At 32.0% G+C, this 17,521-nt stretch carries 16 protein-coding genes and 1 pseudogene; 5 read left to right on the top strand and 12 right to left on the bottom strand.

Annotated features, from left to right (window positions below):
- Positions 1-164: 164 nt before the first annotated feature.
- Both ppsA and G9F71_RS10550 read right to left on the bottom strand, forming a co-directional pair.
- Positions 165-2,789 carry a phosphoenolpyruvate synthase gene (ppsA, locus tag G9F71_RS10555; protein ID WP_164948329.1) on the bottom strand — a complete coding sequence of 875 codons (2,625 nt, stop codon included), beginning with the start codon at positions 2,787-2,789 and terminating at the stop codon, positions 165-167.
- Positions 2,790-2,851: 62 nt separating this feature from the next.
- Entirely contained in the window at positions 2,852-3,466 is a 615-nt protein-coding gene (locus tag G9F71_RS10550) for a TetR/AcrR family transcriptional regulator (protein ID WP_164948330.1), read from the bottom strand.
- A 239-nt stretch (positions 3,467-3,705) separates the two neighbouring features.
- Between G9F71_RS10550 and G9F71_RS10545 the strand changes: the two genes are divergently transcribed.
- Positions 3,706-4,272, top strand: a complete 567-nt coding sequence (locus G9F71_RS10545) for a DUF4256 domain-containing protein (RefSeq protein ID WP_125003572.1) — start codon at positions 3,706-3,708, stop codon at positions 4,270-4,272.
- 232 nt (positions 4,273-4,504) lie between these two features.
- Here G9F71_RS10545 and G9F71_RS10540 read toward each other — a convergent pair whose 3' ends face one another.
- Together G9F71_RS10540 and G9F71_RS10530 are read right to left on the bottom strand one after the other, a co-directional pair.
- Complete coding sequence (locus G9F71_RS10540; RefSeq protein WP_164948331.1) at positions 4,505-5,008, bottom strand: nitroreductase family protein; 504 nt, start codon at positions 5,006-5,008, stop codon at positions 4,505-4,507.
- A gap of 344 nt (positions 5,009-5,352) precedes the next feature.
- Positions 5,353-5,535: a hypothetical protein gene (locus G9F71_RS10530; protein WP_164948332.1), complete on the bottom strand. Its 183-nt coding sequence runs from the start codon at positions 5,533-5,535 to the stop codon at positions 5,353-5,355.
- A gap of 210 nt (positions 5,536-5,745) precedes the next feature.
- Here G9F71_RS10530 and G9F71_RS10525 point away from each other — a divergent pair, with 210 nt between their 5' ends.
- Entirely contained in the window at positions 5,746-5,991 is a 246-nt protein-coding gene (locus G9F71_RS10525; protein WP_164948333.1) for a hypothetical protein, read from the top strand.
- Positions 5,992-6,412: 421 nt separating this feature from the next.
- Here the strand turns inward: G9F71_RS10525 and G9F71_RS10520 are convergent, their stop codons facing one another.
- From G9F71_RS10520 to G9F71_RS10510, 3 genes are all read right to left on the bottom strand, one after another.
- Positions 6,413-6,676 carry a hypothetical protein gene (locus G9F71_RS10520; RefSeq protein ID WP_164948334.1) on the bottom strand — a complete coding sequence of 88 codons (264 nt, stop codon included), beginning with the start codon at positions 6,674-6,676 and terminating at the stop codon, positions 6,413-6,415.
- 125 nt (positions 6,677-6,801) lie between these two features.
- The gene (locus G9F71_RS10515; protein WP_263488213.1) at positions 6,802-6,957 is read right to left on the bottom strand and encodes a hypothetical protein; all 156 of its coding nucleotides are present in this window, start codon (positions 6,955-6,957) and stop codon (positions 6,802-6,804) included.
- Positions 6,958-7,070: 113 nt separating this feature from the next.
- On the bottom strand, positions 7,071-9,053 hold the full coding sequence (locus G9F71_RS10510; protein WP_318011064.1) for an FAD-dependent oxidoreductase: 1,983 nt from the start codon (positions 9,051-9,053) through the stop codon (positions 7,071-7,073).
- A gap of 342 nt (positions 9,054-9,395) precedes the next feature.
- Between G9F71_RS10510 and G9F71_RS10505 the strand changes: the two genes are divergently transcribed.
- The 3 genes from G9F71_RS10505 (at position 9,396) to gltS (ending at position 14,165) form a co-directional block, all read left to right on the top strand.
- Positions 9,396-11,369: a transporter substrate-binding domain-containing protein gene (locus tag G9F71_RS10505; RefSeq protein WP_164948335.1), complete on the top strand. Its 1,974-nt coding sequence runs from the start codon at positions 9,396-9,398 to the stop codon at positions 11,367-11,369.
- On the top strand, positions 11,369-12,718 hold the full coding sequence (locus G9F71_RS10500) for a sigma-54-dependent transcriptional regulator (RefSeq protein ID WP_164948336.1): 1,350 nt from the start codon (positions 11,369-11,371) through the stop codon (positions 12,716-12,718). Before G9F71_RS10505 ends, G9F71_RS10500 begins: the two co-directional genes overlap by 1 nt.
- A 214-nt stretch (positions 12,719-12,932) precedes the next feature.
- Positions 12,933-14,165, top strand: a complete 1,233-nt coding sequence (gltS, locus tag G9F71_RS10495; protein WP_164948337.1) for a sodium/glutamate symporter — start codon at positions 12,933-12,935, stop codon at positions 14,163-14,165.
- 172 nt (positions 14,166-14,337) lie between these two features.
- Here the strand turns inward: gltS and G9F71_RS10490 are convergent, their stop codons facing one another.
- The 5 genes and pseudogenes from G9F71_RS10490 to G9F71_RS10470 form a co-directional block, all read right to left on the bottom strand.
- Positions 14,338-14,517 (bottom strand): DUF1659 domain-containing protein, encoded by a 180-nt coding sequence (locus G9F71_RS10490; protein ID WP_164948338.1) that lies wholly within the window; start codon positions 14,515-14,517, stop codon positions 14,338-14,340.
- Positions 14,518-15,047: 530 nt separating this feature from the next.
- A pseudogene (locus G9F71_RS10485) lies at positions 15,048-15,542 on the bottom strand (KilA-N domain-containing protein); the annotation flags it as partial.
- A 192-nt stretch (positions 15,543-15,734) separates the two neighbouring features.
- Entirely contained in the window at positions 15,735-16,841 is a 1,107-nt protein-coding gene (locus G9F71_RS10480) for a hypothetical protein (RefSeq protein ID WP_164948339.1), read from the bottom strand.
- Between the two features lie 22 nt (positions 16,842-16,863).
- Positions 16,864-17,085 (bottom strand): RNA polymerase sigma factor, encoded by a 222-nt coding sequence (locus tag G9F71_RS10475; protein WP_224617396.1) that lies wholly within the window; start codon positions 17,083-17,085, stop codon positions 16,864-16,866.
- A 24-nt stretch (positions 17,086-17,109) separates the two neighbouring features.
- Positions 17,110-17,418: a sigma-70 family RNA polymerase sigma factor gene (locus tag G9F71_RS10470; protein ID WP_164948340.1), complete on the bottom strand. Its 309-nt coding sequence runs from the start codon at positions 17,416-17,418 to the stop codon at positions 17,110-17,112.
- Between the last annotated feature and the right edge of the window lie 103 nt (positions 17,419-17,521).

The following is a 17,521-nucleotide window of genomic DNA, read 5'->3' as shown; positions in this document are numbered from 1 at the left end:
CCTAATGATATATCTAAATTAGTAAAGAATGGACGGACTTGATGCCTTAGCTGGTACCACTATACAAAGTGTACAGTCGGATAGTTAGCAGAAATCAAGTCTTTGCAGCCTACTTGCTCATAGCCTTTTTATTTCCATTCATCATAACAGCACCTTAATTGTTTTCAATGGAGTATTTCTACATATCCTTCTGTTCCATTTACTCGAATTCTCTGTCCGTCCTTTATAAGTTTTGTAGCATTCTCCACACTTACTACCGCTGGAAGTCCGTATTCTCTTGCGACAACTGCCCCATGAGTCATCATTCCCCCAACTTCTGTGACAAGTCCCTTGATACTTACAAATACCGGTGTCCAGCTAGGGTCAGTAAAAGTAGTAACCAGAATATCCCCTTCCTCGATATTTGCATCTTCGATTCTTAGTATTATCCTTGCTTTGCCTTCAATTATGCCTGCTGATACAGGTACCCCTGCCAAAGCACCTTCTGGGATCTTGCTTATGTCATATTGACTGGATATAATTTCTCCATCGGATGTAATTACACGAGGAGGTGTAAGCTTCTCGTAAATCTCATAGTCTTCTTTTCTTTTTTGTATAATACTATAATCCAATTTGTTGGTTTTAATAACCTCTCTCAATTCTTCATATTCAAGATAAAATATATCACCTGGTTCCTTTATGAGCCCCTGCAATACTAACCTCTCAGCTTCTTTCATAATAACCTGCTTAATAACCCACTCGTACCAGATTAAGGTATACTTGTTGAACTCACGGTAACCTGCATAATTACGAAGAACACTGATAGCTCTCTTCGCCTTTTTAGCTTTTACTCTGCCACCTGAAAGCTTTTGAAGCCTACTTAAAATATCCTGCTCCTTCTCTTTAGCTTCCCTTAGTCCCTGCTCAAATTTAGCTTCATGAGCATTAGTAGGATAAACCTTAATATTACCAAGGATCAGTGGAACCAATATTGTTGGTCTTTCATTCCATCTAGTCCTACTTATATCTATTTCCGCAGAGCAGCGCATGCCGTATTTCTTCAGGAATTCTCTTATTGCATCACGTGCTTCAATTCCTCCTGGAAGTTTTACAAGGTCCTCAAAAAAGGTTTCTTCCTTAGGATGCTCTAAATATTTAATTACCTCTGGATACTTTCTTACTACATCTGATACATCCAAAAGCTCAAGTCCCATTTCTGATGTAACATTATTAGATACAGACTGCGCAAGAGTATCCGCTAGATTTTTTTCCCCTAGCCATTTTTCAAGTTTCTTATTAATCCAGCTAGTTGCATAAGCTCCCGAAAAAACAACTCCGTAGGTATCCATCATATTGTCCTTTATTCGAGCCATGCTCTTCTCAACAAAATCAAAAAGCTCATTACCTGAAATCTTCTGTGACTGCTGCTCTAAATCCGACATCATAGCTCTGCTTCTTGACATAAAGTATTCCGGAATAGATGGATCATTTTTCCTGTAGTATTCTATAGTTTTAATAAGCCAGTAGGAAATGAGTTTTACTGGAACCATTGCCTTCTTTGATTTATAAAGATTTTTCATAATATCATCACGTTTTAAAACATTGTAAAATGCATTCTGCATAAGAACATCTACGGATTTCAGCCCTTTAACAAAGGACTTCCTCATAATAGGTGATCGTAATTCATTTGATGAATCCACATATATTCTTCCACCTGCATAGTACATTGGTGTATCTACCATCATCTTAAATAAAACCGCAAAGAAAGTCATGCTTAATGGAGACATTGCCTCTGTCATCATCTGGCGGTGTCCAAAGGAAAAGAATACATGAGTTTTATCATCCGCTACGATTGGTGCAGGGTATAAAGTAGTAATAGGACGACTTTGGACAATGTAGATCTTATTTTCATACAAGCACCACTCTATATCCTGTGGGCGGCCAAAATACACTTCTATTTTCCTGCCTATTTGTTCAAGCTGTAAAATCTGCTGGTCTGTCAGTGTTTGATCATTCTGATGAGCAGCATCAATCTCTCTCTGCTCAGTCCCTCCCTTAGGAAGGCCATAAATGGCTACCTTCTTAGTAGATATCTTTTTATCTATAATCTTGCCTGCCTTCGCTTTATAGATATCCGCATTCACAAGGCCGGACACTAGTGCTTCCCCAAGGCCAAAACTTGCATCTATAGAGGTGACCTTCCTGTTGCCACTTATAGGATCTGCAGTAAACATAATTCCTGAAGCCACTGGGAAAACCATCTTTTGGATAACCACTGAAAGATATACCCTGCTATGGTCAAAGTTATTCTGAATACGATAAATCACTGCTCTATCTGTAAAAAGTGATGCCCAGCACTTGCTCACGTGGTGAAGAATATCATCTTTTCCTATAATATTTAAATAGGTATCCTGCTGCCCTGCAAAGGAGGCCAGAGGTAAATCTTCGGCAGTAGCACTTGAACGAACAGCATAGGCGTTCTTTTCACCAAACTTTTTAATAAATGCTGTTATCCCTTCATCTATATCCTTTGGAATAGTGATTCCTTCGATTAAACTACGTATTTTACCACAGATTACACCTATTTTTTTTCTATCATCCACCTTAAGATGAGATAATTCCTCTAGAAGTCTGTTAAACTCCTTATTATACTCTATTACTTTTTTATAGGCCACCGTAGTAACGCAAAAGCCCTCAGGAACCTGTAACCCTTCAATCCTTGAAAGTTCTCCCAGGTTTGCGCCTTTGCCTCCTACCTCTTCTAGCTTTGACTTATCAATGTCTTTAAAGCTTAATAAATATGAACTCATCTTTATTCCCCCCATTATCACTTATTCAAAATAATCCTCCACAGTTTATTACCTTACATGCCCTACAAACATTCTTCTCTGTAAAAGTTACTTTTAAGCATATCCAAGCATTCATTAAATTCTTCAAGCATGTTATCAAAATTAACTTCTACTTTATTTGAAATCTGTTTTGTATACCCCTCCGCCATCCACATAAGCATTTTCATAAGGAGCTTTAGGTCTACCCCCTCTTTAAACTTGGAAGTATCCATTCCAGCAAAAGCTATTTTATTTCTAAATTCTTCTCCACTATCAATGATTTCCTTTATGTCCGCTTTAACTTCCTTATCATTTTCAAAGTACATACTTGTTAAGAAAGCTGGTATTGCAGCATGTTTTTTCATAACGGAAACTTCTATATTAGATGACATTTTAATTCTGTCAAAAAAGTCAGTAATACTGTTATCAAAATTTTCATTAACTTCCTTCATCATGGTACCGCCACATAAATTAATCAAATGGAGGTATAATGCTTTTTTTGTTCCAAAATAATGAAATACCATAGCCTTTGAGATTCCCGCAGCAACGGCAATATCGCTTATGGATGCCTTTTTATAGCCATTAGCGCCAAAAGTTCTAAGAGCAGCATCTATAATCATGTTTTGTTTCTCTATAGGTAAACTTAAAAACTTCTTCAAAAATCTCACCTCTTTTATTTATCGACCGATTCGGTTAATATGATTATAGCTCCATAAACCGATTCGGTCAATAGGTATTTGTCATGAATTTGATAGGTTAACAACTTTTTCTTTGTCTTGTGAAAACTTATTAACCTTAAATAAAATGAAGGTATACATTATAACATTTTTTATGTTGTATAATAGTATTGTAGAGAGACAACATATAGTATAAAGACTTAATTCCGAGGAGGTTCATTATGGAAAATGAAAAAAAGGAGTTGTCACCAGTACAACGTGAAGAACTACTCAGAGCATTGAAATCCCGTTTTGAAAAAAATACGAACCGCCATATGGGTATTGAATGGGCTAAAGTAGAAGCAAAGTTGGTAGCTAATACCGAAAGGCTGTGGTCACTCAATGAAATGGAAAGAACTGACGGCGAACCAGATGTTGTTGGTCATGATAATAAGACGGGCGAATACATTTTTTATGATTGTTCAGCGGAAAGTCCTAAAGGCCGCAGAAGTGTTTGTTACGACCACGAAGCGCTAGAGTCAAGGAAAGAAAATAAACCAAAAAATAGCGCTATTGATATGACGGATGCTATGGCTATCGAGCTTTTAACGGAAGAACAATATCGAGAGCTGCAGAAACTTGGAAATTTCGATACGAAAACATCGAGCTGGTTAAAAACACCTTCTGAGATTAGAAAACTCGGTGGTGCCATATTTGCTGATTTCCGCTACGGCAATGTCTTCGTGTATCATAATGGTGTGGAATCTTACTATGGATCCAGGGGAGTTCGTGGCTCACTCAGGGTCTAAATTTTGTACAAACAACGAAGTATAGTGCTCCTGTTGCACGTTACAAAGACAAATCTTTTCTAAACCCTTAATTTAAAATAAAGTTGCAATGATGGGATAAGGTAGTTATAAGGGAATAACAAATGTCGTGAGATTATGGTTTCACGACATATATAGCTTATGGCTTTTAATTTTATAGTTTAATAACTAAAGAAAAAAGTAGCACAGGCCAATGGGAATATTTGCTTTAGTCTTATAAGTAAACGACTATTTCTTCTAAAGTCTTTCTAACCTTTTTAAAATCTTTTGGCTCAGCATAACCAATAGGTGTAAATGCAATAGGCTCAAAATCTTTTCCAAGACCAATAATTTCACTAGCTGCAATTGAATCAAAATTAGCAATCCAACATGTTCCAAGTCCTAAAGCTGTAGCTTCCATTACAATATGATCCATTACAATTGCTGCGTCTACATTACCATAATTTTTACCATCTTTTCTTACCCAACTTTCTCCAGGAATTGAGAAAATACCAAGTACAATTGGAGCTTGAGTAAAAAAGAGACTAGGGTATATCTTTTTTAATTCATCCTGGTGTTCTTTAGTATTAATTACAACTATTTTAAAGGCTTGTTTGTTATGTGCTGTTGGCGCAAGTAATGCCGCTTTAAGTATTTTATTAAGTTTTTCGTCCTCTACAACCTCATCTTTGTATGCTCTTACGCTATATCTTTTTTGGACTAAATCTAAAAATTCCATTTATAACCATCCTCCTTGATATTTTTTAGTAAAACACAAAAATGTTTTATACACAACTATTTCTTCAATAAGTTACTTAATGTAACCAAAAAATTTCATTTATATTCAGCCTTATATATCTAATAATATAATATCAGCTGATAGTGATGTTATTTACAAGTTCGATATATTTCACTTGTCTAATTCTTCTTATTTCTTAATTAAATTGCCCTTGGGTAGTTAATAACTGAACGTCATTGCTTTTGGTAATGTGGTTGGTGAGCATTAGACATTGATGATATAATTCTATATTGTTTGGGTGGATTGATTGGTATTTTAGGGTATAAGTTTTTATAAAGCCATTTTCAATAAACCATCCTTTTTTTTTTAAACCTTTCCATTAATTCTATTTCATTATGCTCATATATTTTAATATCATACTCATCTTTTATGCTAAATTCTGAATAGGAATCCTTATAATTTGTAGATAGCTTATAACAGAAAATCTTATCAAATGATGTTTTCATTAAATCGCCATTTTGACTCATTAAGTTATAAAACACCTCTTTTTCATTTTCTCCATTAGAAACCCCTATAACCTTTAATCTATCACTAATGTTACGACCCCTTAAAATTTGGATATATAATTTTCCAAATTATATTATATATTAATAACTATTTTAAAACTATATTTTATAGAAATGGGTAAGCTATAATATTAATACAGTGTATATTATATATTTGGAGGGAGAATACTTATGAATAATAAAAACGCTAATGTAAGCAGTAGAACTACTGGTGCTACTTTACAATCAAGTAAAGAATCAACTGGTTTTAAGGTTGGTTCAGTAGAAGTGCTAAGTAATGAACAATCTTATGCATCCAAGGACTATCCACACGCTGATATGTCTACTATAACTAATAAAATTAATTCTAGCACTCCAGAAGATGTAAAAGAATTTAATGAACGTACAGAAGCTATTAGAGCTGCAGGCAAAAAATAAGCTAAGTATTAGATTAAGATTTAAATGTAAATTATGGATATAAATAAAGCTAAAGAGTCTTCCAAATGCAAAAACATTTGTTATTTGTTTATATCACAAAATTTAAATGGAGGGGTATAAGGCAAGCTCCTCTATTACTAAACATCTTGCCATTCATACATCCATACCAGCACAATCTATAACTGAATCAGCGCCTCCACTTCATAATTCTCTAAATTTATAGTTTCAACACCATTATATTGTTTTTAATCTCGTCGGAAATTTTCATTCACTGCACCTTCAAGCAAAGATATATCTAAAAAGCAAATTTAATACTTAGGTTAGTTTAATAAATCTTGCAAATATAGCTAATAGAATGTAATTTTATACACTAGGTTCCCCCCAAGTGCAGTACTTTTTATTTTTATCATTAATCTAAAATCTAAATCTTAAATAATATCCACCTACAAGTACTTAATTCATATTTTATCTCATAGGGCTTCTCAGTTCCGTTTATTATACTCTGACATTTAAATACTAGCATATTGTTCCCCGCCAGTTTTTCTTTATCAACACAAATAACTTTACCTATTTTAACAACAGAATTACTTTCATCTTCTTTAGTAATTTTAAATCTCACAGGATTTATATTCCCCAATGCATCGGTCCAAGAAACTACTTCTATAGGCTTTGCTATAATTTTCATATTACCCTCCAAACATATGTTCGTGTATATGTATATTGTATAACACTTTATGAAAAATGGAAAGGGTAAAATAATCCAATAACAATTTGAAAAATTATATTCTTATTTAACTTTATACTCTTCATCTATTCCCTACCTTTTAATATAATTACTTTAAATATTATATTAAATAAAATATTATAATAGACGTCAATGAATATAGTCCCATCGCTACATCCATACCACTCTTCAAAAAGCACATCCTTATCAAAAACAACTTGCACAAGATTGTCCTTGTCCATTAAAACACCAAATATGGTCGCAGCGCCGATGGAGCAAGTGATAGGCGCTAAAACACCACAGACATATTACATTCTGTGGTGTTTGTATTCATATATTAATTTTAAATTTATATCTAGATACTTCTTCCCAATTCATAACCACTCCAAATTGCGTTCATAATATTACGAACTTCTCTAGAATCTCCTATGTTATAAAGTACCTTTTCACCATCATTAAGACTATTATACAAATCATTCTTTTGACGGTAGCCCACAGCGGTAATAACTGTATCAGCTGAAATTTCGGCCAGTCCTTCTGCGTTATTTATAACTACTGAATGTTTATTTACTTTTTCAACTTTTGTATTTTTATAAACATCTACATTGTTAAATGCTAAAAGCTCAACTAACATTGAATAATTCATCATAGGCATTCCATGAGGTCCACCTAAAACATCACTTTGCATTTCAACAACACTTACTTTTTTTCCCATCTGTGCTAACCATAAGGCAGCTTCACAGCCTACAAGGCCTCCACCAACAACAACTATTTCATTACCTGCTTTGGATACATCTAGTAACACATCATTTGCAGTATATACGTTATTTTCGCTTCCAAAATCAATGCTAATTGGAGATGAACCTGTTGCAACTACAATTACATCTGCATCAAATTTTTCAACATATGCTTTATCTACTGGTGTATTCTTTATAACATTTATACTAAGTTTTTCTAGTTGGTATTCGTACCATTTAATTAATTCTCTGTCATCAGTTTTGAAGTCTGGAACAGAACCTGGAATAATATTTCCACCTAATTTACTTGATTTTTCAACTATGGTTACTTTATGACCACGAATTGTTGCTGCACGTGCACATTCCATACCTGCGAGTCCACCACCAATTACCAATACTTTCTTTGGCGAATTAGTATTGCTTAAACCATATTTTTCTTCTCTTCCACAAGCCGGATTAACTGCGCAGGACAATGGAGAACCTGTGGCAATTCTTCCCATACATCCATCGTGACAAGAAAGACAAGGACGAATATCCTTAAAATTGCCTGTACGAATTTTCTCTGGAAGATAAGGATCTGCAAGAAGTGGTCGTCCATATGATACTATATCACAACAGCCATTAAGTGCATCTAATGCAATATCAGGATTGTCCAATCTGCCTGCAAGTATAACAGGAACATCCACCACTTTTTTCACAGCTCTTCCAAATTCGCGATACATTCCCTTTTCAAAGTACATTGGTGGGTGATTCCAGTACCATGAATCATAAGTCCCTGCATCAACATTTAGCATATCATACCCAGCTTCTACTAAAATCTTTGCAGCTTCTAAACCTTCTTCTAAATCTTTTCCTTTTTCATGGGCTTCTTCTCCTGGTAATATACCAAGGCGAAGAGCTTTTATAAAGGATTTAACACTATAGCGCAAAGATACTGGAAAATCTTCACCACATACTTTTTTCACACCTTTTACAATATCAGTTGCGATTTTTAATCTTGCCCTTAAATCTCCGCCGTATTCATCAGTACGTTTATTATAAAAACTGATTGCAAATTGATCAAGTAAGTAGCCTTCATGTACTGCATGGATTTCAACACCATCAAAACCGCCTTTTTTAGCAATTGTAGCAGATTTTATAAAATTATTAATCAAAACTTGAATTTCTTCAGTTGTCATTTCTCGATGAATTATACTTGGTTCAAAACGATTTTCATTAATAGATGGGGCTATGTGTGTTTTTACAAGTCCTGGAATTGCAGAACGACCTAAACCACCTGTAAGCTGTAAAATTATTTTAGAATCATAAGCATGAATTCTTTCAATCATAGATGCTACAGAATTACAAAATAATGCAGGTCTATATGTTGGACATGGCATTATCAAATCTTCCACTTCATTGTAATCTACGTTACAAATACCAGTAATAATTAACCCAGTGCCACCTTTAGCACGTTCTACATAATAGTTTTGCGCATTTTCATTAAACCCACCATTTGGGTCAGCATAAAAAACTAATCCCATTGGTGCCATGGAAATTCTATTTTTTAATTTCAGCTTACCTATTATCATTGGTTCAAAAAGTTTTTGATACTTGTTCACAAAAATTCCTCCTTCATATTTAACAAAATCAGTTCTGTGAATTGATTATGTTAAAATCTTAACACTTAAATTTATAAGAATCAAACTTAATAATATCAATATATCCCTTTTCCACCACATAATACTGAATGAGGTCACCATATCTCATTATATTGGAAATGATTGTTCCACACAATTATATAAGGCACAAATAACAGATGGTAATGAATTCTTTTTATCTATGGAAAGAGGATTACCAAATGGTCTTTGTTATATGAGATTACCCAGGTATGATATAATTAATATAAAATTTCTTATTCAGAAATACAACTTGAAATAATCTTTAAAAGTAAGGTGATAATTTTGATAAAAAAACTTCTTATTATTACAATTTCAATATTAGCTATTATTTCATTAATTGTAATCTACCATTTTAAAAGTGCCAATCTGCTCCCAATGGAAAATAAACACATTGTTCTCAAGGTAGCTGGTGATATTAATTTTCCTCCCTATGAATATACTGATGAAAATGGTATATATACTGGTTTCAACGTTGATATAATGAGAGCCATAGCTCTATCTACAGATATCGATATTAAGTTTTATCCCATGTCTTGGAAAGAAGCCTGTGAAAAACTTAAAAATGGTGAAGTTGATGTGATTGAGGGGATGAAAATCGAAACAGATAGAGACAAATATTATGAATTTTCCAAAGAATATTTAGAAAATTCTCAATCTATTTTTGTTGTTGAAGGTAATAAGGATATAAATCAATTCATAGACTTGAAAAACAAGAAAGTAGTTATACAACAAGGTGATGTTTCAGTAGGTAATCTTAATACTTTGAATAATGTAAATATCGTTTATACAAATGATCAAGAACAAGCGATTAATAAGCTACTTACAGGAGAAGCAGATGCATATATAGGTAATACCTTAACTGGAGTATTTTTTATAAATAAACTTGATATTAAAAATAAAATAAAAATTGTTGGTAAAGTTCTCAATCCAACTAAATACTCTGTGGCTGTAAAATATGGAGATGTAGAAACTTTACGCATAATTAATAGTGGACTTAAAGAAATTAAAAAAAATGGAACATACGATAAAATATATAGGAAATGGTTTGGCCAGCCTGTAAATTTACCTAACTGGTATATTAAGCGGATTATATTTTTTTCAGCTATTGTAATACCTATTCTTGCCATTATAATGCTTCTGTTTTATAAATGGAATAATCGTTTAAAAAAAGAAGTTAATAAACAAACACGTGAAATTAACAATGCCAATGATATACTTGTAAAAAAGAATATACAAATAAAACTTGAAAGAGACTTTAGAGAACAAATACTTAATAATATTTTTAGTGGCATAGTTACAATCAATAAACAAGGAGAAATAACTTTTACAAACAAATTGGCTGAAATTATATTAAAGAGTGAACTTATAGGAAAACAATATGTAAATACATCAATAAGCGAGATAATAAATTTCACCGGATTTGTTAAAAGTTCTGGTGAAAAAGAATTTTTAATAGCAAGCAAAAAACTATATATAAACTATAAAGTAGACATATTAAGTAATGTGGATGAAGATATGGATGAAATGATAGTTATATTTAGAGATATAACGGAAGAAAAATTAATGCAGGAAAATATTAGAACAAAAGATAAAATGCAATCTTTGGGCAACCTAATTTCAGGTATTGCCCATGAAATTAGGAATCCATTAACCTCAATAAGAGCATACGTTGAATTAATACCCAAAAAGTTTGATAATCCTAAATTCAGAGAAATGGTGTCCAAAGATATTCCTACTGAAATAGATAGACTAAATTCCTTGATTAATGATTTGCTGGAATATTCAAAGCCACAAAAACCATACAAGGAAAAAACAGATTTATGTGAGATAGTTAATAAAGTTATTCTCTTATTAAAAAACAAATTGCAAACTGAAAACATTATTATAGAGAATAATATAAATAAGAATATCTTTGTGTTTATTGATAAAAACCAATTTAGACAGGTACTTATAAATATAGTTCTAAATGCTGTTGAATGTTTAGATAAACAAGATAAAAGAATAATTATTTGGTCAAAAGTAAAAAGCAATTCAGTGTTATTATATATTAGGGATAATGGTTGCGGTATTCAAGAAGAAACCATAAATAAAATATTCAATCCATTTTTTACAACCAAGGACACTGGAACTGGTCTTGGGCTTTTTATAAGTTATCAATTGTTATCAGAAAACAATGCTACAATTGAAGTTCAAAGCGATATAGACCAGGGTACTACATTTATAATTGAATTTTGCCACATGGAGGCTGATAATTAATGAATAAATTATTAATAGTCGATGACGAATCATCAATTTGTACAGCTCTAAGTTTTGCTCTTGAAGATGATTATGAAATATATACTGCCCTGGATGAACTATCCACTATAGACATTATTACTAATATTGATATATCAATAGTTCTTCTGGACCTTAATCTTGGTAAAAGCAATGGTATTGATGTTTTAAAGCAAATTAAAATAATTAAACCTGATATTGCAGTCTTAATTATGACAGCATATGGAACAATTGAATCTACAGTTGAGGCTATTAAATCAGGAGCTTTTTACTACATTACAAAGCCAATAAAAATTGATGAATTAATACTTTTAGTAAATAAAGCCCATGAATATATTTCATTAAATAGTAAGATTAAATACTTGAGCAATCAAATAAATATGAATAATTCTAATTACAATATGATAGGCAATTCGAAAAAGATGGTGGATATATTCGATTTAATTAATAGAGTTAAGGACATAGATAGTAGTGTATTAATTACAGGTGAAAGTGGGACTGGAAAAGAACTTGTAGCTAAAGCAATACATTTTGAAGGTAGTAGAAATGGAAATCCTTTTAATATTATAAATTGTTCAGCAATACCGGGAAACTTACTGGAAAGTGAATTATTTGGATTTAAAAAGGGTTCTTTTACTGGTGCATTTGAAGATAGAAAAGGTATTATCGAACTATCTAATGAAGGAACACTTTTTCTTGATGAAATAGGAGATATGGATATGAATCTTCAAACTAAATTGCTCAGGGTTCTTCAGGATAAAGTTGTATTTCCTATTGGCTCAATTAAAGGTACCAAAATAAATGTACGATTTATTGCAGTTACAAATAAGGATTTAAAACAGGAGGTAAAAACAAATAACTTTAGAAAAGATTTATTTTATAGATTAAATGTAATACATATAAGCATGCCTCCACTTCGGGAGCGGAGAGAAGATATTCCAAGACTAGTTGACCATTTCTTAAAGAAATATAATATAATATTAAGCAAAGACATTAAAGGTATTTCAGCTAAAGCTCTTCAAGCAATTGAAAAATATAAATTTGATGGAAATGTACGGGAATTGCAAAATATTATAGAGAGGGCAGTTGCTTTAACAAGAGATGATTTTATTAACTTAGAGGACTTACCTGAGGATGTGTTTTTTCCAGAAAATATTGTTAGTATCTGTGATGATATTATACCTATTTATGTTGGCGAAAACATGAAGTCCATAGAAAGAAGAGTAATTGAATATAATCTCAAAAAATTCCAAAATAGCAGAAAAAAAACATCAGAATCATTAGGTATAAGTGAAAGGAATTTAAGATATAAAATCAAAGAATACAATTAAAAAACCTGCAAATTTAGCCACCCTGCAATTTTTGCAGGTTTTTTTATTATAAATATCATTGTTACACAGTAGCACCATAATTTTAAAATAAATTTTATGCCCTTACCGCTGCTAAGTATATAGAATATTGTAGATATTCTGAAAATAAATTTTTGTGGCATATAACTTGCTCTAATAATTAGATATATCATTAAATATTAGAGGAGGATCAATTATGAAGACGGAATTGGCAGAAGGTTTACTTACTCTGAAGGTTGATATGGTAGCAACCTTAGCAACCGCAATCTTATTATTACTATTAGGTTATTGGCTTATAAAGAAGGTAACTTTTTTTAGGAAGTTCTGTATTCCTGCCCCTGTAATTGGAGGTTTACTATTTTCAATACTTGCCCTTATTCTAAAACAGAGCGGTATAATAACAATTAGTATGGATACAACTTTTCAATCGCCTTTCATGATAGCTTTCTTTACAACTATTGGACTTGGCGCAAGTTTAAAATTACTTAAAAAGGGTGGAAAATGGTTAATCATCTACTGGCTACTTTGTGGAGTACTTGCTATTTCACAGAATGTTATAGGTGTTGTATTTGCAAAGATTACTGGAATTCACCCTATGTTTGGTATTATGGCAGGTTCAGTTTCAATGGAAGGTGGACATGGTGCCGCTGCAGCTTTTGGAAAAACTGCTGAAGCTATGGGTATTGCTGGTTCTACCACCGTAGCTATAGCTGCTGCCACTTTTGGTCTTATATCTGGTGGACTTATCGGGGGTCCTATTGCAAAGCACTTAATAGACAAGTACAAATTGAAACCCAGTACATCAGATAAATATGACGTAAAATCCTTTGAAAACATAGTAAGCAATACAGGAAACACAAAAATCACAACAAATATGGTTATGATTCACATGGCAATAATAACAGTTTGTATGACAATTGGATCTATTGCCAGCGGATGGTTTTCAACATTTACAGGACTTTCATTACCAGGATATGTAGGTGCTATGTTTGTAGCAGTAGTTTTTAGAAATATAAATGATAAACTACATATTGCTAATCTCGATTATTACACAATAGATTTAATGGGTAACGTTTCCCTTGGAATTTTCCTATCAATGGCATTAATGACATTGAAGTTGTGGGAGCTGGTAGGACTTGCAGGACCATTATTAATAATAGTTTCAGCACAGGTAGTATTTATGATATTATATACAATATTTGTTGTATTCAAGTTCCTTGGAAAAGACTTTGATGCAGCTATTATGGCAGCTGGTATGGCAGGACATGGACTTGGCGCTACTCCAAATGCTATAGCTAATATGGGAGCTGTTACTGAAAAATATGGGCCATCGCCAAAGGCATTTCTAATAGTTCCATTAGTTGGAGCATTTCTAATTGACCTTATAGGTATACCAACTATTGTTTTCTTTATGAATCTATTTAAATAAGAATCTATAATTAGGCAGTAAAGTTATAGGATTAGTTCAAGCTGCTGAGTACTATTTACAAATAGAAAATTTTTCTATGGACCAAATATGACTTTACTTATCATTCTTTAATAGCAAACAATAACTTCCAGTTATTGTTACGTCCCCCGCGCTAAGATGATACAAAGACTCATCACAAGATTATGAAAACTTTTAAGGCTGTCAAAATCAAAAGTAATAATTGTGAGGCTGTTGCAGCAACGTTTAAATCGCTTAACCTTTTTGTTGCAAATTTGTCTTTGCCTTTAGTGTCAACCCCTACTATCATAGTAAGCTTTAACGCACTAGCTACCTTTGTTGATTTAACTGCCATGCTAATTCCCCCTTTCATTTTGTTTTCATTGAATATATATGCCACCTAAGAATTTCACTACCAAGCAATTCATTAACCACATTAAAGGTAGTATAACGCACGTTTCAAGACGAAGCTTTCACTTTTTTTGTATAAATACCAGAACTTGAAGCATATTCAAAATTTATAGACAATAATGGGGTAAAACGCTTAGAGAAGACCTATAAGTTTAAAGAGACTGATGAAACTATGGAACTTATGTTTAAAACCTTAAGTCATAGAACTAATATTAAAAAATCCATAGTTGTATATGAAGAAAAATAATTTTTCTAATTAAATCCTAACCTTAATGGTAAAATCATTTGATATAAAAAGTCCAACCTCCTTTAAAAATGCTATTTTAAAGGAGGTTGGACTTTTTAATACTTCAATTTATTTTTTGAATGTATTTACTATTACAATATTTAAATCTGTACCAACTATTTTGTATTAATAGTTATAATGATATATTAGCAAATTTAATTAAAAGTAACAATGATACACCCACAATTTGCAGTCTTACCGAACAGTGCCATATTAAGTACATCTGCTTCATTAGCATAAATGATTGATATTCCCTTATTTGTTAAATCATTAGAAATTAAATTTTCTCTTATTGCATCTGTGTGCATTTTATAGTTTAATTTAGAAAGCAACCGATTAAGATTCCATTCAAGAGATAATTTACTGTTTTCATCGCCTTTTAACCGTTGATAATCCTTTATAATATATAGTTTAAATTCCGGTGAAACCCAGGAAGCAAATTCAAATGCAATATCTTTATGAGCAAACGTACCACAATACCTACCTGATTTTGAAATAATACCAATTGCATTAGTTGCTGTTATCCACTTTTGAGGAGATAATACAAATGTGTTTTTACTTGCTTCATTTCTAAACCCGTCGAATTCGACGGGTTTAAAATCTGAATTATTCATCTTTTCCTATAATCCTAAAAATTCTATAGTATCTCTATTTCTAAGCCAATTACGTATAACATCAGGAGGGCGCTTCACTCAATCACCCTATATAAATACGCAAATTCTCTTAGTTCTGCGTATTTGTTATCCCACCCCTAAATTGAAATCCCCCCCCAAACACCCGTCTGAGGGAACATAAAACACACTTCAATTTTTACCCAAAAACCTCTAAACCCTTTACTACCAGCCTATTCCCACTATATTTAAAGCTATTTATATCTAACCTTCTATACTTTCCACTATCTTTCTCAATTCATTATCATAAGTATTGTCGTAGTCTACTTCACCTGATTTATACTGCAAGTATATATTCATATCAAAATTACTGAACTGATAACGCAACTGTCTTTCTGTATAGGGAATCAAGTATCCCTTATCATTTCCATCACACTGAATCTTGTAAATATTTCTTTGTTCAAATGTATTATTATTATTAACATGTATTCCACTTTTTTCAAACGTCATATAGTTAATTGATAATTGAATTCCCTCGGAATTTTCATAAATAGCTGTAATATTAAAGACATGTGACGGGTTGTCTTTATATCTTTTATATATGATGTATTTAAAGTTAAAACCGTTTGGTATATACTTAGGTTCATTTATATAAACATCAAGTGGAACACTTTGCTTAAACTCTGAAAAACTATTGAACCTAAGGGTAAGTGAATCAAATATAATATCACTCTCAGTTTTAGCGTAAAATATTTCCGAGTGTAAAAAACCTTCAATAATTCCGGCTAACATTTCATCATCGGACTTATCAAATGTATTAACTTCTTCACTATAAAATAAATTAGCTGTCATGGAATATTTAGGTAGTTCTAAATGTAAGAATTTCGAAGTCAAAATAGTATTCCCTACTGGATTTGTTGCTTTTTGTGCTATTCCATATCCCTTTTCAGTCTCAATTCTAACAATGTCAGGATTTACAATACGGAAATCAGAATTACTTTCAATATTATCTCCCTTTGAATGGTATTCTAGCCTAAGCTCGTTATTATTATCATCTTTATATCGAAAAACTACTGAACAAGAATTTTCCTTAGTCTTGGAATAAGTTATTTCCTTAACCTTATAGCTAGTTTTAATCTTTTGGGGAACAACAAATGGAATCTCCTTTATATATATTTGGGCTGATTCTATGCTTTTGAAATGCTTTTCTTCTATAATGTATGCTGGATGCCCTTTTGACAATGCATTAGATATATTAAAAAACGCATCATACTTGTTAAACAATACAAGGAATATTAAGATAAAAAGTCCTCCTGATCCAATCAACAATCTTTTTTTCTTTGCGAATATCTCACGTAACCTTTTCTGCACACTCAAACACTTTATAATCTAACTACTCCTTTCCTTTCAGTTTTCCTTTCTCTTTTTGAAACCTTTTTCTAACAATATACAGCCGTGATTCAACTTTACTGATTGAAATCATAAGTTTTTTGTTAATTTCTTCATAACTTAATCCTAGCATGTATTTCATATGAATCAACTCTTTATATTTTATAGGTAAATTATCAATAATATTACCCATTTCTAATAGAGTCTCTTTATTTTGATAGAGCACTTCCGGACTATTAATATGTGATCATTACATTGATTCCTCATTCTCAATACTGCTAGCAGCAATGTTATGACTCTTTTTTTTTAGATAATCGTAATTAGTATTCTTTTCTATAGTACACATCCATGTAGCAAAGTTCTTGCCTGAATTATAACTATGAATATATTTAATTGCTTTAACAAAAGAGTCCTGAGTAATATCCATAGCTTCTTCTCTATTTCTCACTATATTATATACGAAACTGTATATCTTCTTATCATACTTCGAAATTATTTCCTCTAAATTGGTACACATGTTATCTTTATCGACAGATGATAATCCCTCTTCCTTTCTCATCAACATTCACCTCCTATAAAGCACTTCATTATGAAGTGCTTTAGTTCTTAAGAAATCTTTGAAAAATCGCATAAGTTTTTTAGTTAAAATACTGCCTATTCAA

Origin of the sequence: Clostridium sp. FP2 (assembly GCF_011065955.2) — a bacterium.
In the GTDB taxonomy this organism is placed as follows: domain Bacteria; phylum Bacillota; class Clostridia; order Clostridiales; family Clostridiaceae; genus Clostridium_AD; species Clostridium_AD tagluense.
This window is presented reverse-complemented; position numbering and strand designations above follow the sequence as displayed.